Consider the following 19,167-nt stretch of genomic DNA (forward strand, 5'->3'; position numbering starts at 1 on the left):
ATGCATCCCGTGCTTGCCCCGTCCCCGTGGACCGCCTACGGCGTCACGCTCCACAGCCGCCTGCTGCTCGGCACGGCCGGCTACCCGTCGCCCCAGGCGCTGCACGAGGCCATCGTCGCCTCGGGCACCGAGGTGGTGACGGTCGGCCTGCGCCGCATCCACGCCGGTGCCTCGGGCGCGGGCGACAACGGCCACATCGCCGCGATCCAGTCCGCCCTGCACGCACGCGGTGCCCGGCTGCTGCCCAACACCGCCGGCTGCCGCACGGCGCGTGAGGCCGTCGAGCTGTCGCACCTGGCGCGCGAGCTGTACGACACGCCGTGGATCAAGCTCGAAGTCGTCGGCGACGAGCAGACGCTGCAGCCCGACCCGTGGGAGCTGGTCAGCGCCGCGGAGGAACTCATCCGCGAGGGCTTCGCGGTTTTTCCCTACTGCACCGACGACCTCGTCACCTGCCAGCGCCTGCTCGACGTGGGCTGCGAGGTGCTGATGCCGTGGGGCGCGCCGATCGGCTCCGGCCAAGGGCTGATCAACCCGTGGGCGCTGCGCACGCTGCGCGAACGCTGGCCGGACGTGCCGATGGTGGTGGACGCCGGCATCGGCGCGCCTGCGCACGCGGTGCAGGCGATGGAGCTGGGCTATGACGCGGTGCTGCTGAACTCGGCGGTGTCGCAGGCGCGCGAGCCGGTGCGCATGGCCGCGGCCTTCGGGCAGGCGGTGCAGGCGGGGCGGCTCGGCTTCGAGGCGGGCGTGATGGCGCCGCAGTCGATGGCGGTGGCGACCACGCCGGTCGGCGGCCGGCCCTTCCTGCTGTGAGCGGCGCCATGAATCGTCCGGTCGTCTGGAGCGTCGCCGGCAATGACAGCGGCGGCGGCGCCGGCCTGAGCGCTGATGCCCGTGCCGCCGAGGGCTGCGCGGTGCACCTCTGCCCGGTCGTCGCGGCCGTCACGGCGCAGAACTCGCTCGGCGTGCAGCGGGTCGTTCCGGTCGCGCCCGAGGTGCTGGAGGCGCAACTCGCCGCGCTGGCCGAGGATCTGCGCCCAGTCGTTATCAAGACCGGCCTGATCGGCAGCGTGGACGGTGTGGCCGTGCTGGCGCGCTGGCTGGACCGGCTCGATGCGGACGGCGGCCCGCGTGTGCGCTTGGTGATCGACCCGGTGCTTGGCGCGAGCGCGGGTGGCGCGGCCTTCGCAGACGCCGCGCTGATCGACGCCTACCGCACGCACCTGCTGCCACGCGCCGACCTCGTCACGCCGAACCGGCGCGAGGCGGCGCGGCTGCTCGGCCAGCCTGAAGTGGCGACGCTCGCCGAGGTGCCTGCACAGGCGACGGCGCTGCGGGCGTTGGGCGCGGCGGCCGTCTGCATCACCGGTGGCGACAGCCCGGACGGCGCCGACGCGCTCGACTGGCTCGACACGCCGCACGCCCGCGGCTGGCTGGCGCTGCCGAGGCTCGACGTGCGGCACACGCATGGCACGGGCTGCACCTTCGCCACCACGGCTGCGGCGGCGATGGCGCGCGGCTTTGTCACGGCCGACGCGCTGGTGCTGGCCAAGATGGCGACGACGGCGGGGCTGGCGGTCGGCCATGCGGCGGGGCAGGGTGTCGGGCCAGTCGGGTTCGATGCTGGCTTTGCGGCGGACCCGCGCTGGCTGCCGCGCCTGGGTTGCGACGAGTCGCCGGTCTCCGGATCCAGCGGGCCGGCGCTGCCGTGGCCCGCCGGTCTGTACGCGATCGTGGATGCGGCGGACCAGGCCACGCCGCTGCTGGCTGCGGCCGAACCCGCGCTGTGCGCGCTGCAGCTGCGCATCAAGCGGGCGTCGCACCCGGCGCTGGACGACCAGGCCTTCGCCGTCGAAGTCCGTGCCCAGATCGACCGCACGCTGGCGCAGGCGGCGGCGATGTCCGCTGCGGCGCGTCCGGTGATCGTCGTCAATGACCACCACGCGCTGGTGCTCGACGCGGTCGAGGCCGGCACGATCGACCCGGCCGGCATCGCGTTGCACCTCGGGCAGGAAGACGTGCTGGCGCTCGGTCAGGACGGTCGGGCGCAGCTGGCGGCCGCGCAGGCCCGCGGGCTGCGGCTGGGGGTGAGTTCGCACAGCCTCTGGGAGCTGTGCCGGGCGGCGGCGCTGGCGCCGGCGTACATCGCCTGCGGTCCGGTCTGGGCCACGACGACCAAGGACATGCCCTGGCATCCGCAGGGGCTGCACAACCTGCGCTGGTGGGCGGCGGTGTCGCCGGTGCCGGTGGTGGGCATCGGCGGGCTGCTGGAGATGGCGCAGGTCGAGGCGGTCGCGGGCAGCGGCGCGGCCTGTGCCTGTCTGGTGCGGGCACTGGCCTCACGGCCGGGAGAGGCCGAGCCGGTCGCCCGGCGTCTGCAAGCGGCGGTGCTTGCTTGGACGTCTGGCCGTGCCGCGCCTCGGCCGCCGGCGCCGGACTGGCCGCAGCCGAGTCTGGATCCTTCGGACGCCGTCAGCGCCTGACCGCCGGGGCGTGCGCGCGCGTGCTCCCCGGGTGACCGGCGCACCACGCGAGCACCTGCTCGGCCGGCATCACCTTGCCGCAGGCGGTGCCCTGGGCGCCGTCGCAGCCCATCTCGCCCAGCCAGGCCAGTGTGTCCAGATCGTCGACACCATCGGCGACCACGCGGGCGTTCCAGCCCCGCGCCAGTGTCAGGATGGCGCGCACGACGGCCGTGCGCTGCTCCGGTCGAGGCAGCAGGCCCAGCGCGGCGACATCGAACTTGAATTCCGCCACCGGCTCCAGCCCGGCCAGCGCGACATGCAGGTTCAGGCCGGATCCACCGTCATCGAGCGCCAGCGCCACGCCGGCCCGCGTGAGCGCCTCGATCACGTCACCACCGCGCTGGGCGATGGCGGCGGCCTGGGCTTCGACCATGAAATGGCGCGCCGGCCAGCGGTGGCGGTCCAGCAGCGCGAGCAGCGCAGGGGCCAGCCCCGGCTCGTCCAGCAGCCGCCCCGGCAGCGGCAGCGACAGGCGCTGGACCAGCCCCTGCTGCCGCCAGGGTTGCGCGTGGCGCAGCGCCGCGTCGGTCGCGGCGATCAGCTGCGCCATCAATTCCTTGCGGCTGGTCTGGCCGGTCGAGCCGAGTTCGGTGGGCGCGAAATCGTCCTGGGCGGGGGCCAGTCCCGTGGTCGAGATCTGCAGCCGGGAGAGGCCGCCGGTGTGCAAGTCCTGGACGGGCTGGAAGGCCGAGCGCAGGGCACTGTCCGTGATCGACGCGAAGCCGGAGGGCACAGGCGCTGAACGGGGTTCGAACAGCGCGGTGGTGACCTGTGCGAGGCGGGCTTGCTCGAGCGCCGCGCGGGCCTGCGTGAGCAGGGTGTCGGCGTCACTGGAATGCCGCGGGCACAGCGCCACGCCGATGTGCACCTGCACCCGGTCGGCGAACTCGGTCGCGATCTTCTGCCCCATCGCCATCAGCCCGGCCACCGACGGATTGCCCGGCAGCAGCGCCGCAAAGTCGGAGGCGCTCATGCGCGAGAAGCTGTCGGTGCGGCGGCTCAGCCGGTGCAGCTGGCGGGCGAACTGCTGCATCACGGTCTCGAGCGCCGGGCCGCGCATCGCGGGCGTCGCCGGGCTGGTGCCGATGTACATCAGCGCAAACGCCGAACCGCCGCGTGCCACGCCGGCCGTGGCCTGGCCGAGCCGGTCGAGCAGCAGGTCCCGGTGGGGCAGGCCCGTCTCGGCGTCGATCAGGCCGAGTTGCCGCATGGTGGCGTCGTGGTCCTCCGCCAGCAGGGGACCATGTTCCATGACCACGATGCGCAATTGATTCATGAAAGTCAGTTCGGCGGAGGAGTGTCTAGGGATGGAAAAAATGCTAACACAGGGTGTCAGACCCGGCTGAAACGAAAACGTTCCGATGACTGCTATCAGGCTCGCTTCATGAATACCGTGATGGTTTTCACGATAGTAGGCACATTGCATTTAGTTACAAAACGTAACCCATTGCCTTGCCAAGGAGGTGTTCCATGAGTGTGATCGGTCAGGGTTGGTGGCTGGATCTGTTGTTGGCAGGTCTGACCGGACTGGTGCTGGGAGGGCTGTTCCAGACACTGCGCGAACGACAGACGCGTCTGACCGAGATTGACGCGGTGCACCGCCGTTGCTGGGCCGAACAGGACCGCTGGCTGGAGGAGCACGCGCAGCAGTCGGAGGCCGAGATCGCCCGGCTGCGCGAGGACGCGGCCCGGGCGGACCAGGCGGTGCGGGAGCTGACCGAGGACCGCGACCAGCAGCTGCAACTGGTCGAGCGGGTGCGCCGCGAGATGGACGGAGCGCGTGCCGGCTACTGCCAGGCCGAGCAGGCCCTGTGCCAGCAGTTGCTGTCGCTGGAGCGGCAGGTGGGCGGCGAACGGACCGCGCACCGGCGGGAAGTGCAGGCGCTGCGCATGCAGTGCGACGAACTGAACGAGCAGCTGGCGGCGGCCCGCGCCGAGTTGCTGGCCATGCAGGCGAAGCAGGCCCGCGAGCGCCAGACCCTGCAGGTGGACGCCGAGGAACACCAGCAGGTCTGCCAGGTGCGCGATGACTTGCGGGCCGAGGTGAGCAAGCTGCTGGACCTGCTCGACCAGTCGGACACGGCCCAGGCCGCGCTGCAGCACCGGGCCAATGCGCTGGAGCAGCAGCTGGCGATCGGGCAGCGGCAGCTGGAGGACGTGCGCCAGCGCCTGCAGCGCGAGCGGCGGGTGTTTCCGGCGCAGTTGCCCCCCGGTGTGCCGGACCGGCGGGTCAGTGCGCCGATGGAGCGGGAGCGGGTGGCGGCCTGATCGGGCGCGGCGGCCGCGCAGGCCGTTCGCGGCGCGGCTGGCTGCCGGGGAGCAGTTCCTCGCACAGCGTCAGCAGGTGCTCGGCGGTCCACCAGTGGTGCAGGGCTTGCTCATCCCTGTTGCCGCTGCTGCTGCTGCTGCCGCTGCCGCTGCCGCTGCGGTCGCTGATGTCGAAGAGCACCAGGGCATCGAACAGGCAGGACAGCGTGCGCAGCCGCGCCATCACCGAATCGATCTGCCTTGGCTTGACGGTCAGGTTCGACAGCGCCTCCTGGTAGGCGCGGCGCATGTCGTCGAGCACGGGGGTGTCGGGCCGGCCGAGTTCCCCGTCCAGCAGCACCTCGACCAGCCGCGCCTCCGGCACCATCACGGCGTTCCAGAAGTTGTCCCGGGTCCCGAACTGCCGCTCCGCGACCTGGCCCGCCTCGGTCGCCAGACGGCGGGCCGCCATGCGCTCCTCCTCGCTCTCCCAGGGTGTGATGGCGTCGAGCGACAGCCGGTTGATGGCATGGAAGGGCGAGAAGGGTTTGCTGCCCTGTCCGCCCTCGGCCTGGGTGTAGGCGGTGATCGCGGCCTTCAGCGCATCGAACATGCTTTGCCCATCCTTGCGGACGAGCAGCGGGTTGTCCGCGTGCCGCAGCACATTGGCCGCGTGCAGGCTGGCCAGGTGCACATGGCTGCCGCCGACCATGGCGCAGTGGTCGGGGCTGTCGGGGGTGCTGTTGCTGCGGTCGTGCAGGCCGATGACCCGGCGCACGCCTTTCAGGCGCCGCAAGGCCTGCCGGATCAGGCCAGGGTTGCCGGAACGCTCGCCCCAGCGCGCCTCCATCAGCGCGAGCTGCTCGATGGCCCGCACGGGCACCCGGCCGCGCAGATCCTCGCGCTGCAGCGCGGCCCGGTAGGCGAGGCAGGCCTGCTCCGGCGCGTCGAGTTCGGCCCAGGTCGTGCCGAGCGCGGACAGGATCATCGGATCGTCCTGCCATTCCGGGGGCACGCGCTGCGCGATGTAGGTGGCGAGCTGCTCCCGCTGCGCCGCCAGCACCCCCGGGTTGAGCAGGCTGATGCGCCGCGAGGCCTGCGCGCTGTGGCGGGACAGCTCGTCCAGCAGCTCCTCGATGCTGGCGGGCGGGGTCTCCTTGCTCGGCGCGTTGCCGCGCTCGCTGCCGCCGGCCTCCGCCTGCCAGGCTGGATCGCCGTAGGCCTGGAAGGCGCCCCAGGTCACGTCGTCCGGCGCCTCGTCCCAGAGGGCCTTGCGGGCGCGGAAGACGGCCTCGCCGAAGGGCTGGTTGTCGCGCAGCAGGGCCTCGTAGAACACCTGCCCGAACTGCGCCGCCAGCGTGTCGGTCACCGCCCAGCCCGCCACCACGACACAGCGCACGCCAATGCCGATCAGGCGCTGCGCCAGGCTGGCCGCCAGCCGGTTGCCCTGCGGCTCGCCGCCCACCACCACGCCGAGGTGGCAGCAGTTCAGGAACACCAGCTCCGGCACCGCCTCCATCGCCTCGATCTCGGCCGCCGTGATCAGCAGTCCGTCCGACAGCACGACCCCCGAGCGCAGCGCGCCGTCCCGGTGCTGCAGCTGGTGGATGCCGTGGGCGCTGATGTGGACGATGCGGAAGGGCTGGCCGAGCAGCGAGCCCAGCACCTGCGTGGCGGTGGCCGCGGCTGGCCCGACCAGCGAGACGACCTCGTGGCCCAGCCCTTCCATCAGCTGGGTCAGCGCGCGGGCCTCGGCCTCGGCGCCGGGCAGGTCGTCCGGGTCCGCCAGCGCGCTGCCGTCGCGGCCGCGGAAGCCGGCGGAAAAGCCGCGCACGCTCGGGTTGCCGATCATCAGCACCGAGCGGCCCAGGCTCTGGCGCACCCGCGGCCGGTATTGCGTCGTGTCGAGCTGGCGCACGACGCGGGTCCGCAGCGACAGCGGGAGGCAGGTCTTCTCGTCGTCCGGGTCGGGGGCGTGGAGCAGCTCCCAGGGCACGTTGGCGGTCGTGTCGTCCACCACCAGCACGATGCGCTCCATCTGGCGGGCGGTGTCCTTGAAATCGTTCGGCACCATCAGGTGGAACAGCATCCGGCCGATGTGCTCGTTCCAGACCGGGCTGCCGTTGTGCTGCTGGACGATGGCCTCGATCAGGCCTGGCTGGCGCTGCTGCACGACCGATTCGGCCCGGGCGCGCTGGCCGACGTAGAGGAACTTCAGGCAGTCCGCCATGTGCGGGCGGCCTGGTTCGTCCCGGGCGGGTGGGTCGGCATCGGTGCGCGGAACGACCGGGGTGCCCCGGGTGCCGCGGGTGCAGGGGTCATCGTCCCGGGCATCGGTGACCATCAGGCGCGGCCAGTAGTTGGCGTTGCGCGTATCGGCCAGCCGCGGGCGCAGGCCGTCGCCTTCGACGAGGCGGGTCTGGCAGTGCAGCGTGATGTCGGCCACGCGGGCCTGGCGGGTGAGGGTGGGGGACAGGTCCCGCAGCGCATGGACCGCGCTGATGGCGGTGTCGATGTACAGCTCGACGATCTCCAGCCGCTCGATGTGCAGCCGCGCGCGGGCGGTTTCGGCGAAGCGCTGGTTGGCCTCCAGCACGCCGCGCACCAGCGCCTCCACCGACGCGGCCACGGTCAGGTTGAGCGAGGAGTTGTAGCCGATCAGCAGCGTGCTCAGCGACAGCGCCCGCTCGGCGCTGCCGAGCACGTCCTGCGCCTGCATCAGGTAGCGCAGCGCGCCGGTGCGCACCGACTCGGTCAGCTCGCGGGCGCCGAGCGCGCCGTCGTAGCGCCCCAGGCCGACCACGATGGCGCCACGCAGGCTGCCGCGGCGCCGCTCGGTGTCGTTGGGCGGCGAGAGGACGACGGTGGCACTGCCACGCGGCCCGGCGTAGAGCCCGAGGCGGTAGCGCTCGCTGAGCGCGCCGTCCAGCAGCTCGCGGTCGACCACCAGCTGCGGCCCGGCAATGGGGTCGTGTTCGTAGTGGCCGACCATCAGCGGCGTGCTGACGAAGCGCAGGTCGCCAGCGCGCACCTGCACCGTCATCGACCGCGTCGGCGAGCGTGGCACCCGGACGGCGGGGCGGCGCGGCCGGCGCGTGCCGCCGGACAGGCCGCGCATCAGCAGCGCGGTGTCGAGCGCTTCGGGCGGGCCGGCGTCGTAGCGGGTCGAGACGTCCGGGGCGGCGTCGCGCACCACCGGGGGCGTGCCGGGCAGCAGCCGCGTCAGGCCGCGCTCCAGCAGTTCGGTCAGCGCGGGGAAGCCGTCGCGGCTGGTGGTGAGTTCGCCGTGTTCGGCGGCGAGGTAGTAGTGGCGGCCGATGCCGTCGAGGTGGCCCGAGGCCCAGGTCACCGTGCCGTCGCCGCGCGCGGTGCCGACCATCTGCAGCCGCCCGTCCTCGATGCGCAGGCCGCAGGGGGTGAGGCGGGCGATGCCGTGGACGGCGATCGTGCGGTCGGTGTAGGCCGCCGGCAGGCTGCCGCCCGACTCGGCCGACTGGTGCCAGAGCCAGCTGCCTTCGTCGAGCGCCCGCTGCGAGGGCAGTCCGCCGCGGCCGTCGCCGAACCAGCGGTCCCGGTTGGCCTGACGCAGCGTGGCCCAGGTCTCGGCGCGCTGGAAATCCGGGTGTTCGCGTGCGCCGGCGTGGGCGGCGTCCTCTTCGTCGAAACCGCGCCGCGGCAGCAGCTGCAGCAGTCCGCGGAATTCGGCCAGCATGCCGAGCACGCTGTCCATCGGCTGCGCGGTGTCGCGCCAGACCAGTCCGCGCAGCGCCGCCGACTTGCCCAGCAGCGCCTCGACGGCGGCGTGCGTGCCGTGGTGCGGCGTGCCGAGCAGGACGAGGCGGGCGCCGTCGCGCCGCATCAGTTCGTCCACCACGGCACGGCGCCGGTGGATGCAGGCCCGCACCACCAGCCCGCCCAGCCCGTGGGCCAGCAGCCGCAGCGGCCGGTCGGTCTCGCGCAGCAGGGCGGTCAGGCGCTCGCCCAGGCGGTCGGCCAGCACGTCGAGCGGCTGGCGCCAGTCGTAGGGGAAGGTCTCGACGCGGTGCGTGGCGGCCAGGTGCTCGGCCAGATCGGCGTAGACCGCGTCGAACAGCGACTCGGCCTCGACCTGCTGCTGCGACCAGGTGATGGAGGGCAGCCCGCCCAGCGGGAGCGTCTGCGGATCGAACCAGGTCCGCTGCCCGTCCGGGCCGCGCAGGTGCGAGCCCATCAGCCCGGGCAGGAGTAGCACGACGGGCTGTTCGAGGCGGTTGGGTGCGCGCGGGGGTGCTGCGCTGCGGCTGCCGGCTGCGGGTGGCTCGGGCAGGGCAGCGCCGGTCAGTGGAGTCCAGCCGGGTTCCGCGCGGGGTCGCTCGGCGCTGAGCCAGCTGCAGGTGGCGCGCCGCGTGCTGTCGTTGGTGAAGTAGCGCCAGTGTCCGACCTGCCGCCCGCGGTCGAGCAGCACCCGCGCGTCCGCCGCCACGGCCACGCCGCCGAGCATGGCGTCGGTGCCGATCAGCAGGTCGTGCTCGCCCTGGTCGAAGCGCAGGCAGTCGCTCAGCGAAGCGCCCAGCTGGTGCAGCAGCGAGCCACCGCCGGCGTCGCCCGCGATCACGGCCATGTCGATGCCGGGCTGCACCCGGGCGCGCAGGAGCAGCCGGGCCATCGGGGCGCCCGGCAGCAGGGCTTCGAGGCCGGGCACGGCGCGGAGATCGATCTGCCGCGCCACCAGCTCGATCACCGCCCGCCGCAGCGCGGTGTGCACCGGGCGCCCCGCCATCTGCGGCACCTGGCCGACCTGGCCTAGCAGCAGGGACAGGAACAGGTCCGGGTGCTCGTCCAGCCAGAGCGAGCCGGCCGCGGGGCTGGCGATCCGGACATAGCGCTGCACCACCGGCTGGCGCGCGCCGAGCCGGCTGGCCAGCGTGTGCATCAGCTCGCGCTGCGTGGCGGTGGCGGGGTCGTCCTCGGTCAGGCACTGGGCGATCACCGCCTCGATGTCGCGCAGGCACAGCAGGTCGCCCACCAGCCCGCCGCGGCCGTGGGTGACGAGGTTGAGCTGGGCGCCGACGGGCAGCGCGTCGAGCAGGTCGATCGCGTTGCGCAGCGGGCTGTCGGACAGCGTGTGGTGCTCCAGGGCCCAGATGCCACCGCCGTAGCGGCGCTCCAGCCCGGCCCACAGCGCGCGGTCGCGGCTGGCCAGTTCGGCAAAGCTGCCCGCGGTGTCCGAGCCCAGGTCGTGGATGAACACGAGCATCGGCTGCGCTGCGCTCAGGCCCTGGGGACGCCGGACGAGCGTCTGCCCGTCCCAGCGGCACAGCCCCGGCACCCGCGGCGCTTCGATGGCGCGCAGCAGGGCCTGTGCACCGTGGCCGATCGCATCGACCAGCGGATCGCTTAGCGGCGGCAAGCCTCCGGCGATCGCCACATGCACCTGCGAGATCACCGGCATCGGCCGCATGGTCGCCGGCTGCGCGCCGGGTGCGGGCGGCAGGCTCAGGCGGTCCAGTTGCCACACGCCGTCCGCATCGGCGAGGCTGGGGTGGTGGGCTTTCAGCGCGTGCTCGAGCCGCCCGGCGGTGGTGAGCCAGGTGCTGCCGTCTGCCAGAACGAGCGCCAGCAAGGTGCGGGCGTCCGGGTCCGTCGCCGGCGCGGTGTCCTGCTCGAGGGTGTACAGCGGGGCGTCGGGTTGGTCCGAGACCGTCAGGCTCTGGTGCGCGCGCAGGTAGCCGGCGGGCATCCAGCGCTCGTCCTCGCTGGCGGGCACCGACTGGGCGGCACCCGGGTGCGCCGGTGTGCGCAGCAGCGCCGGCAGCGTGGGCGTCCTGGGCTGTGCGCGGAGTTCCATGGCGGCACCCGGGGTGTCCAGCGTCAGACCGTGAACGGCCGCTGGGTCAGGAAGCTGGCGGCGCTGCCCAGCACGAACAGGTTGGGCGTCTGGGTGGCGGGCAGCCCGGCGACGATGACATTGCGGAACTGGGTGTAGTTGCCCGTGAAGCCGCCGTTGTTCCAGACCTGCAGCAGCCGGCCGGTGAAGGCGCCGTTGAAGTCGCCGTCCATCGAGGTCTGGTTGTCCTGGCAGCCGGAGATCAGGATCACCGAGGGCGCGAAGGTACTGACCACCGTGGTGAGGCGGCTGCTGTCGACCGCGACCTGCGCGAGCGCGCTGTCCGGGTCGATGATGCCCGCCTTGCCGGCTTCCGCGGCGACTTCGCGCTGCAGCCCGTCGTAGAAGGCCTTGTGTTCGCGGTAGGTGCGCAGCGCGATGGCCGGCGGCATCATGCGCGGCCGCCCGGTGACGGTCGTCGCCTGCACGGGCATGACCTCGCGCGTCACGGTGCCGCTGTGGCAGCTGTCCGAGAACACGAGGACGCGCACGCCGGCGGCGAAGCGGCTCAGCTCCAGGTACAGCTCGTCGTCGATGAGCTGGCCGTCGAAGAGGCACCAGGTCTCGTCCTTGCGGTCGAGTTCCTCGCCGGTCACGTCGGCCACCTGCCCGCCGTGGCCGGAGTAGGTCAGGAAGAAGAAGTCGCCGCGCTTGAGGGCCTTGGCGGCGGCGCGCATGGCGGCCAGCACCGCCGCGCGGGTGGCCTTGGTGGTCAGCAGCGTGGTCGCCTTCATGCCCTTGGCCTTGGCGATGGCCTGCATGTCGCTGGCATCGGCCTCGCAGGCGGCGAGTTCGCCGCTCCAGCCGCCGTAGTGCGCCGCGCTGACGGCGTTCAGGCCGATGTGCAGCGACTGCGCGACGACCTTGGCGGGGATCTTGGCGGGGATCTTGGCGGTGGCCTTGGTCGCAGTCTTGGTGGCGGGCTTCTTGGGCTTGGCGGCAGGAGCTTGTTCGGAGGTGGTCATGGCAGCGGTTCGACAGGTGGAACGGATTCCGGCACGCAGCGCCGGAAATGAAACGAGTTGAATGCGCCGGGCGCCGGAAGTCCATAGTCGAATGAATGACGTCGGACCTTTCCTGCGTGCAAAGTTCACGGCAATTCGCACGCGGATCGCCCGCAGCCTGCGGCGTAGAATTCCTCATCGGCCCCACCGCCGCCCGACAGTTCGAGCGTCACGCCCCATGGACATCTTCGACTACGACAACGTCCTGCTCCTGCCCCGGCGCTGCCGCGTGGACAGCCGCAGCGAGTGCGACACCGCGGTGGAGTTCGGCGGTCGCCGCTTCCACCTGCCGGTGGTGCCGGCCAACATGAAGACGGTGCTGGACGCGCCGCTGGCCGCCTGGCTGGCCGCCAACGGCTACTTCTACGTGATGCACCGCTTCGACCTGGACAACGTCGCCTTCGCGCGTTCGATGCGGGCGCAGGGGCTGTTCGTCTCGATCAGCTCAGGCGTGAAGCCGGCCGACATGGCGGTGGTCGACCAGCTCGCCGCCGAGGGCGTGGGGGCCGACTACATCACCATCGACATCGCCCACGGCCACGCCGACAGCGTGCGCCGCATGATCGAGCACATCAAGACGAAGCTGCCGCACACCTTCGTGATCGCCGGCAACGTCGGCACGCCCGAGGCGGTGATCGACCTGGAGGCCTGGGGGGCGGACGCGACCAAGATCGGCATCGGCCCCGGCAAGGTCTGCATCACGCGGCTGAAGACGGGCTTCGGCACCGGCGGCTGGCAGCTCTCGGCGCTGAAGTGGTGTGCCCGCGTGGCGACGAAGCCGATGATCGCGGACGGCGGCATCCGCCACCACGGCGACATCGCCAAGAGCGTGCGCTTCGGGGCGGCGATGGTGATGATCGGCTCGCTGTTCGCGGGCCACGCGGAGTCACCGGGGCAGACGGTCGAGGTCGATGGCCAGCTCTACAAGGAGTACTACGGCTCGGCCAGCGACTTCAACAAGGGCGAGTACCGCCACGTCGAGGGCAAGCGCATCCTGGAGCCGGTGAAAGGCCAGCTGGCCGACACGCTGCGCGAGATGCGCGAGGACCTGCAAAGCTCCATCTCCTACGCCGGCGGCACCCGGCTGCAGGACATCCGCCGCGTCAACTATGTGATTCTGGGTGGCGATAATGCAGGGGAACATCTGCTGATGTGAGCGCCTCCCGGACGGCGTCGGGACTGCCAGGGCGACCGTAGAGGTAGCCCTGCACGATGTCGCAGTGGTGCTCGCGCAGGAAGCGGATCTGCGCCTCGTTCTCCACACCCTCGGCCACGACCGGCACGCCCAGCCCGTGCGCCAGCGCGATGGTCGCCCGCACGATGGCCGCACCGTTCGGGTCGCGGTGGATGTCGGCGATGAAGCTCGGGTCGATCTTGATCTGGTCGACCGGGAAGCGCTTGAGGTGGGCCAGCGAGGAGAAGCCGGTGCCGAAGTCGTCCAGCGCGATGGCCACGCCGAGCTGGCGCAGCTGCAGCAGCAACTGGCGCAGGTGGTCGAGGTCGGCCATCGCCGTGCTCTCGGTGATCTCGACCTTGAGCAGCGAGGCCGGCACGTTCGCGTCCTTCAGCGCCCCGGCGATCACGTCGATCAGGTGCGAGTCCATGCACTGGCGGGCCGAGACATTGACCGACACCGGCACCGGCGTGACCCCGGCGTCGATCCAGCGCCGCAGCTGCGCCGTGGCTTCGCGGATCACCCAGTTGCCCACGGCCACGATGAGCCCGGTCTCCTCGGTGATCGACAGGAAGCGCGCCGGCGCCCACAGCTCGCCGTCCTCCTGCCGCCAGCGCAGCAGGGCCTCCAGCCCCATCGGGCGCCCGGAGCGCAGGTCGGTCTGGATCTGGTAGTGCAGCACGAACTCGCCGGCGTCGAGCGCGTGGCGCAGCCGGTTCTCCAGCGCGAGCCAGTCGCGGGTCAGCGTGGACATGCCGGAGGTGTAGAACTCGAAGCGCCCGCCACCGGCCGCCTTGGCCCGCATCATGGCGGCCTCGGACATCGTCAGCAGGCCGTCGGTGGTCTGCGCGTCGTCGGGCGAGAGCGCGATGCCGATGCTGCAGGTGCAGGCGATGGCGACATCGTCCACGCGCAGGTCGCGGGCCACCACGTCGATGAGCTGCGAGGCGAGCGCGGCCACGACCTCGCGCGAGGTCACGTTCTCGAGCAGCACGACAAACTGGTCGCTGCCCCAGCGGGCGATGGTGTCGTGGGCGCGGAAGACCCGGCGCAGGCGGGCGGCGATCACCTCCAGCACCTCGTCGCCCTGGCGCTGGCCGAGGCTGTCGTTGATGCGGCCGAAGCGGTCCAGATCGACGAACAGCACCGCCAGGGCCTGGCTCTGGTGGCGGCCATGGGCGAGGGCGTGCGCCAGCAGGTCGGTCAGCAGCACGCGGTTGGGCAGACCGGTGAGGCCGTCGTGGGTGCTGCCGTGTTCGACCAGCTGTTCGGCGCGGGCCGTGGCGGTGATGTCGGCCAGCACGATCACGACCCCGCGTTCCGTGTCGGCCGCGCTGCCCGTCGGGCTGATGACGGCCCGCACCAGGTGCTCGCCGTCGCTGGTCTCGACATGCAGCGACAGGTCGATGGTCACGACCCGCTGCTGCGTCTGGCAGTCGGCAATCGCCTGCAGCAGGATCGGCTCGTCGGTGCCCGCCAGTCGCAGCACGGACTGGATGGGCTGGTTGCGCGCGGCGCCGGGCGTGTCCGGCAGCGCCAGACGCTCGGCGCTGGGGTTGAGGTAGCGGACCCGGTGGGTGTGGTCGAGCGTGATCACCGCATCGGTGATGGCCTGCAGCGTGACCTCGGCCAGACCACGCTCGCGCTGCAGCTCGGTGCGCGTGCTGCGCAGCTCGAGCGCCCGGCTGAGCAGCAGCGCGATCGACCAGCCCAGCACCATCGCCCCCAGCGGCAGCCAGTAGTGTCCCCAGAGCAGGGCTGCGCCTTGCGCCAGCAGCGGCAGCGGCAGCAGCCAGAGCATCACCTTGAGGCGCACGCCCAGCGAACGCATCACCAGCCGCCCGAACAGCGCGGCGAACACCAGCGGCAGCACATTGGCCGCCAGCACGACCGGCTCGCTGGCCAGGTTGACCATGCGGTTGCGGTCCATGGCCTGGTGCACCTGGGCCTGCCACTGCACGGTGCTCAGCGTCGTGCTGCCGCGGGAGCCGGGAACGATCACCATCGGGTCGATGCCCTGGGCAGTGACGCCGACCCAGACCACGCGGCCAGTCAGCAGGGTCACCAGACTGGGATCGCGCAGCAGTTCGGAGGCGGAGATCTGCGAGATCGGGCTGCTGCCGGAGGGCATGAGCTGCACCCGCTCGCGCCACCATGGATCGACCCCGTGGGCGCTGACATTGACGCCGGACAGCGTGCTGGCGCGCGAGGCGCTCACCCGCTGCACGGCCAGGGGCAGCGCTTCCCAGGCCGTCGAGCCGCTGCCGGCGACCAGCGCGACGCGGCGCACCTGGCCGTCCAGGTCGATCGGCGACTCGGCATGGCCCAGTGCGGCGGCGGCCTTGGCGAGCACGGGCAGGGGCTGCAGCACCCGGATCCGGGTGTCGTCGAGCCGGCTGCTCGGTGCGACGGGCAGCACGATCTGGCCGTGGGCGGCGATGGCTTCGGCCAGCCGTGTGTCCTCGGCCGGATCGGCGGAGGGTTCGGTGAACAGCACGTTGTAGCCGACCGCCTGCGTGCCGGCGCTGCGCAGCACGTCGATCAGCTCGGCGTGGCGCTGCCGGGGCCACGGCCAGCGACCGAGTGCCTGCAGGCTGGCGTCGTCGATGGCGACGACGATGCTGTCAGCCGCGGGCATCGGCCCGGACAGCGGCTCGACCACGTTGCGGGACAGCAGGTCGTGCACGGCCAGATCGAAGCGGTCGACCAGCGGGCGGGCCGTCAGCAGGAGCAGGGCGCTCAGCACGGCGGCGAACCACCAGGGGGCCGACATCAGCCAGAGCGCGAGGGTTCTCCGGGCGAAGGGAGTGGGCTGGATCACGGCGGGGGTTCCTGGGGCGAGCGAGGGTCGAAGGCGCGCGGCTCGGACCACCCGCTGCGACCACCATCGGTCTGCAGCACTCGAACGCGTACGAGGTAAGGCCCGGGCCGGTGTGGCGCGGGCAGGTTCAGCCCCTCTCGGGGTGTCAGTTCATCGAGGACCACCTGCGCGAAGGCGCTGTCCGTGGCGATCTGCACCTGGACACAGGCCTGCGGATCGAGCGGTGGCCAGCGCAGTTCGACGCGGCGGTCGAGCCAGTGGACGTCCAGTGGCGGTGTCCGGGGCCGTGGTGGCGGGGTGCGCAGCGTGAGCGAACGGGCGGCAGGCAGGCCTTCCAGCCCCATGGCGTCGATGGCCCGCACGCGCAGCTGGTACGGGCCGTCGGTGAGGGGCGGCACATCCGGCTGGACCTGCTCCTGCACCGATTCGTGCAGCAGGCGGGCTGGCCTATCGGCGCCAAACCACTGCACGCGGTAGGCCACGGCGCCGTCGATCGGCGGCCAGCGCAGGGCGCGGATCTGGTCGGCGGAGAGCGTGTCGGCGGTGGCTTCCAGTGCAGGTGCTGCCAGCAGCGGCACGGCGGCCACCGGCTGCAGGCCCAGGTCGGCGCGGGAGCCGGTGGCCGTCCCCAGCGGAACGTTGCCCAGCGCGTTGCCAAAATCGACCCGGCCATGCACGACCTCGGCCCGCGTGCTGTCCGCATCGGCGGAGACGCGGAATTCGGTGCCGCGCACGGTGGTCACGGCCGACGGCGTCCGGATCTCGAAGCGGCTGTCGTCCCGCTGCGGCTGCACGGTGCTCTCCAGGCCGCCCCGCAGCAGTTCGATGCGCACCGGGGCCGTGCTGGCGCTGGTGCGCGGTCCCGCGTCGCTGGCCGGCTGCGCCTTGATCCACGCTTCCTGCTGCGCCCGGTCGAGCGGGATCAGGCGCAACTCGCTGGACGGACGCACCAGCACCCGCGTGCCGTCCTGCATCAGCAGTGTTGCGGTGCCGTCCGCGGGGGTGCGCAGCCAGGTGCCCGGGGGCAGGGCGGTGTCGGCCCGGGCGGCTGTCCAGCCGGTGCCGCTGTTGAGCGTGACACCGCCTTGCAGCACCGCGAGCCGGGCTTCCTGCGTCGTCAGCCGCAGCCAGGGCAGCGGGATGCGCAGCACCTGACCGGGCTGCAGCCGGTCGTTGCGCAGCTGGTTGTTCGTTCGCAGGTCCTGCCAGGTGTGCTGCTGGTGCAGGTAGCGCGCCGCGAGCGTCCAGACCGAGTCACCCGGCTGGACGGTGTACAGGAATTCGTCCGGTGCGGCCGATGCCCGGCCCCCGGCTGCGGACAGCAGCAGGGCCAACAGTGCGGCGACCGGACGAGGGAACGGTGTCATGGGAGCGTGTTGCCAGCGGTTTGCCTGGGAGAAACCCCGGAAGTGACAGATTTGCTCCGAGCATCTTATGCGTTTGCCCGGTCAGGACCGAGGGGTGGAAACGGTAATTCACGCCACAGTTGTTCAGATAGGGCGCGGCTCATGCCTTAGTACAGGCGGCGCAGGTCCAGCCGGCCCGCGTGTACCGGCGGGCACCAGTAATAGGCGCCGCTGACCGGCTGGCTGAAACGGAAGAGGTCGTCGACCACGCCATCCTCGACCCCGGCCATGCGGGCGAGCTGGGCCTCGAAGGCGTCGAAGCCGGTGGCGAAGGCCGTGAAGTGCAGGCCGCAGCGCCCACCCTCGATCCACGGCATCGAGCGCCGCACGACAAAGGCCTCGGGCGAGAAACTCTCCTGCGCGGTGCGCTTGACGTGGGCGCTGGGTGGGGCATCGTCGAGTTCGACGTTGTCGTCGCGGCGGCGGCCGACCATGCGGTCCTGCGTGCTGCGGTCGAACCGGTCGAAGCGGTCCAGCGCATGCTCCCACTGCTGCACGGCGACGAAGCTGCCGCCGTCCAGCCCCGGTCCCTGGCCCTGCACGCCGATGGTGTCGACCATGTCGCGGCCGGTGGGGTTCTCGGTGCCGTCCTCGTAGCCGGTCAGGTCGCGGCCGTCGCGGTGGCGGAAGGCGGCGAGTTCGTGGGTGACGTCGAAGGCGGGCGCCAGCAGGCCGGCCAGAGCGCGGCCCCGATGAAGCAGTGCGCCGGGATCGTCCTCGCTGCGCAGCCACAGCCACAGCTCGGTGGGCGTGGCCGGCAGATCGACCCGGCTGGCCGGCGGCGCGCTGAAGCTGCGCAGGCCGGGCACGGCGGCGTCGAGCCGTGCGACCAGCGTGGCACCCAGCCCGACGACGGTGTGCAGGCCGTCGGCCTCGGCGGCCAGCGCCTGCAGCGTGGTGCGCACGGCGGCATCGGCGTCGGGGCGCAAGGCCAGGCTGAGGTAGCGGCCGTGGGCGGGAACGCGGGCCGCAATGCCGGCTTGGATCGTGGACATCTGCACACTCCTGAAGGGTTTTCAGCGGAGTGTATGAGGAGTGCAGGGGGGAGTGCCGGGCGAGGTCTGCTCAGGACGGGGTGTAGGTCAGCCGCACGTAGATGGGCGCGAAGGCCTCGGCCTGGGTGATCTCCAGCAGGCGCTCGCGGGCCAGTTCCAGCATGGCGATGAAGGTCACGACCAGCACCGGCACACCGCGTGTGACGTCGAACAGGTCGTGGAACTCGACGAAGCGCCGGCCCTGCAGCGCGCGCAGCACCAGCGTCATGTGCTCGCGCACGGACAGCGCCTCGCGGCCGATGTGGTGGCGCTGGGTCAGTTTGGCGCGCTTGAGGACATCGGCCCAGGCGTTGCGCAGGTCGATCGGGCTGACGTCGGGCAGGCGCGGCTCCAGGGCCTGTTCGATGTGCACCGCCGCGGCGAGCAGGTCGCGCCCGACGAGTGGCAGCTGGTCGATCTTCAGCGCGCCGAGCTTGATGCGCTCGTACTCCAGCAGGCGCCGCACCAGCTCGGCCCGCGGATCGGCGGCTTCCTGGTCGGCGGCCACCTGGCGGGGCGGCAGCAACATGCGGGACTTGATCTCGATGAGCATCGCCGCCATGAGCAGGTACTCGGCAGCGAGTTCGAGGTGGTGTTCGCGCAGCTGGTCGACGTAGGCCAGGTACTGGCGCGTCACCTCGGCCATGGGGATGTCGAGGATGTTGAAGTTCTGCCGCCGGATCAGGTAGAGCAGCAGGTCCAGCGGGCCCTCGAAGGCATCGAGGTAGACGGCCAGCGCCTCGGGCGGGATGTAGAGATCCTGCGGCAGCGCGAACAGCGGCTCGCCATACAGCCGGGCCAGCGCCAGCAGCGCCGGGTCGGTGTCCGACGCGGCGGTGCCGGGATCCTGGGTCACGTCAGGCCTTGGTCTGGTAGACGTAGGGTTGCTGCGGCACGTTGGCGGTGTTGAAGTCGCCCTGGGCGCTGCGGTTCTGCTCGCGGTCCCACAGCAGGGCACGGCCTTCGCGCTGGCGCTGCTCCAGCTTCGGGTCCTGCTTCTTCAGGCTCTCGATGAACTGGGTGGTCTCGGACTTGTAGTGCTTCCAGAAGAGCGGCATGGTGTGTGAGCGGGGGCGGACGCTATGGC

12 protein-coding genes are annotated in these 19,167 nt (G+C 72.0%); 4 read left to right on the forward strand and 8 right to left on the reverse strand.

The features are described 5' to 3' along the window. Complete coding sequence (locus AABN02_RS05785) at positions 1-816, forward strand: thiazole synthase (protein WP_338413967.1); 816 nt, start codon at positions 1-3, stop codon at positions 814-816. A gap of 8 nt (positions 817-824) precedes the next feature. Then, positions 825-2,486: a bifunctional hydroxymethylpyrimidine kinase/phosphomethylpyrimidine kinase gene (locus AABN02_RS05790; protein ID WP_338413968.1), complete on the forward strand. Its 1,662-nt coding sequence runs from the start codon at positions 825-827 to the stop codon at positions 2,484-2,486. Here AABN02_RS05790 and AABN02_RS05795 read toward each other — a convergent pair. After that, entirely contained in the window at positions 2,476-3,804 is a 1,329-nt protein-coding gene (locus AABN02_RS05795; protein ID WP_338413969.1) for a GGDEF domain-containing phosphodiesterase, read from the reverse strand. The two genes, AABN02_RS05790 and AABN02_RS05795, sit on opposite strands and share 11 nt — an antisense overlap. 194 nt (positions 3,805-3,998) lie before the next feature. Here AABN02_RS05795 and AABN02_RS05800 point away from each other — a divergent pair, with 194 nt between their 5' ends. Further along, the gene (locus tag AABN02_RS05800; protein ID WP_338413970.1) at positions 3,999-4,796 is read left to right on the forward strand and encodes a hypothetical protein; all 798 of its coding nucleotides are present in this window, start codon (positions 3,999-4,001) and stop codon (positions 4,794-4,796) included. On the opposite strand, the gene AABN02_RS05805 is transcribed toward AABN02_RS05800, so the two are convergent. Continuing rightward, positions 4,759-10,602 carry a CHAT domain-containing protein gene (locus AABN02_RS05805; RefSeq protein WP_338413971.1) on the reverse strand — a complete coding sequence of 1,948 codons (5,844 nt, stop codon included), beginning with the start codon at positions 10,600-10,602 and terminating at the stop codon, positions 4,759-4,761. The two genes, AABN02_RS05800 and AABN02_RS05805, sit on opposite strands and share 38 nt — an antisense overlap. A 23-nt stretch (positions 10,603-10,625) precedes the next feature. Further along, on the reverse strand, positions 10,626-11,606 hold the full coding sequence (locus AABN02_RS05810) for a caspase family protein (RefSeq protein ID WP_338413972.1): 981 nt from the start codon (positions 11,604-11,606) through the stop codon (positions 10,626-10,628). A gap of 217 nt (positions 11,607-11,823) precedes the next feature. On the opposite strand from AABN02_RS05810, the gene AABN02_RS05815 reads away from it, so the two are divergent. Then, a complete protein-coding gene (locus AABN02_RS05815) occupies positions 11,824-12,801 on the forward strand; it encodes a GMP reductase (protein ID WP_338413973.1) in 978 nt (325 codons plus the stop codon). Here the strand turns inward: AABN02_RS05815 and AABN02_RS05820 are convergent. From AABN02_RS05820 to AABN02_RS05840, 5 genes are all read right to left on the reverse strand, one after another. After that, positions 12,749-15,640, reverse strand: a complete 2,892-nt coding sequence (locus AABN02_RS05820) for an EAL domain-containing protein (protein ID WP_338413974.1) — start codon at positions 15,638-15,640, stop codon at positions 12,749-12,751. The genes AABN02_RS05815 and AABN02_RS05820 overlap by 53 nt on opposite strands. After that, entirely contained in the window at positions 15,637-17,007 is a 1,371-nt protein-coding gene (locus AABN02_RS05825) for a FecR domain-containing protein (protein ID WP_338413975.1), read from the reverse strand. The genes AABN02_RS05820 and AABN02_RS05825 overlap by 4 nt, the downstream gene beginning before the upstream one ends. Positions 17,008-17,153: 146 nt before the next feature. Next, entirely contained in the window at positions 17,154-18,041 is an 888-nt protein-coding gene (locus AABN02_RS05830; RefSeq protein WP_338413976.1) for a Dyp-type peroxidase, read from the reverse strand. A 70-nt stretch (positions 18,042-18,111) separates the two neighbouring features. Then, on the reverse strand, positions 18,112-18,936 hold the full coding sequence (locus AABN02_RS05835) for a ScpA family protein (protein WP_338413977.1): 825 nt from the start codon (positions 18,934-18,936) through the stop codon (positions 18,112-18,114). Position 18,937: 1 nt separating this feature from the next. Beyond that, on the reverse strand, positions 18,938-19,138 hold the full coding sequence (locus AABN02_RS05840) for a DUF3460 family protein (RefSeq protein WP_338413978.1): 201 nt from the start codon (positions 19,136-19,138) through the stop codon (positions 18,938-18,940). Positions 19,139-19,167: the final 29 nt, after the last annotated feature.

Source organism: uncultured Sphaerotilus sp., from assembly GCF_963924895.1.
Classification (GTDB): domain Bacteria; phylum Pseudomonadota; class Gammaproteobacteria; order Burkholderiales; family Burkholderiaceae_C; genus Sphaerotilus.

Excerpts from the sequence above, each read along its gene's own strand:
- AABN02_RS05785 (WP_338413967.1), top strand. The coding sequence starts at position 1 with ATGCATCCCGTGCTTGCCCCGTCCCCGTGGACCGCCTACGGCGTCACG.
- AABN02_RS05790 (WP_338413968.1), top strand. The coding sequence starts at position 825 with ATGAATCGTCCGGTCGTCTGGAGCGTCGCCGGCAATGACAGCGGCGGC.
- AABN02_RS05795 (WP_338413969.1), bottom strand. The coding sequence starts at position 3,804 with ATGAATCAATTGCGCATCGTGGTCATGGAACATGGTCCCCTGCTGGCG.
- AABN02_RS05800 (WP_338413970.1), top strand. The coding sequence starts at position 3,999 with ATGAGTGTGATCGGTCAGGGTTGGTGGCTGGATCTGTTGTTGGCAGGT.
- AABN02_RS05805 (WP_338413971.1), bottom strand. The coding sequence starts at position 10,602 with ATGGAACTCCGCGCACAGCCCAGGACGCCCACGCTGCCGGCGCTGCTG.
- AABN02_RS05810 (WP_338413972.1), bottom strand. The coding sequence starts at position 11,606 with ATGACCACCTCCGAACAAGCTCCTGCCGCCAAGCCCAAGAAGCCCGCC.
- AABN02_RS05815 (WP_338413973.1), top strand. The coding sequence starts at position 11,824 with ATGGACATCTTCGACTACGACAACGTCCTGCTCCTGCCCCGGCGCTGC.
- AABN02_RS05825 (WP_338413975.1), bottom strand. The coding sequence starts at position 17,007 with ATGACACCGTTCCCTCGTCCGGTCGCCGCACTGTTGGCCCTGCTGCTG.
- AABN02_RS05830 (WP_338413976.1), bottom strand. The coding sequence starts at position 18,041 with ATGTCCACGATCCAAGCCGGCATTGCGGCCCGCGTTCCCGCCCACGGC.
- AABN02_RS05840 (WP_338413978.1), bottom strand. The coding sequence starts at position 19,138 with ATGCCGCTCTTCTGGAAGCACTACAAGTCCGAGACCACCCAGTTCATC.